The following is a 245-nucleotide window of genomic DNA, read 5'->3' as shown; positions in this document are numbered from 1 at the left end:
GAAATGTCTACAATGACAGTAGCAAAAACAACGGGGGGTTGGTGGATTGGCATATTAACAGCGATTATTAGGAAGCATAGGAAAGGATTGTTAAATGCAGTTAATGGAGCATTTGACTTTCTGAGGAAAAATGCAGCTAGGGCGCACCCCAAACGCGATCGAAAAACAGGAGTATTTCAGTATGGGGTAGAGCCAAATTTTTAAGGCTGTACTTAATATTTTTCTTAAGTACCTACCTATGACAT

1 pseudogene is annotated in these 245 nt (G+C 39.6%); it reads left to right on the top strand.

Annotated features, from left to right (window positions below):
* Window positions 1-204: pseudogene (locus tag H5182_RS22670) on the top strand (IS4/IS5 family transposase); the annotation flags it as partial.
* Between the last annotated feature and the right edge of the window lie 41 nt (window positions 205-245).

The organism is Pseudoalteromonas sp. SG44-17, assembly GCF_014164235.1.
In the GTDB taxonomy this organism is placed as follows: domain Bacteria; phylum Pseudomonadota; class Gammaproteobacteria; order Enterobacterales; family Alteromonadaceae; genus Pseudoalteromonas; species Pseudoalteromonas rhizosphaerae.
Note: the sequence above shows the minus strand (reverse complement) of the source record. Positions and strands in the feature narration are given on the sequence as shown.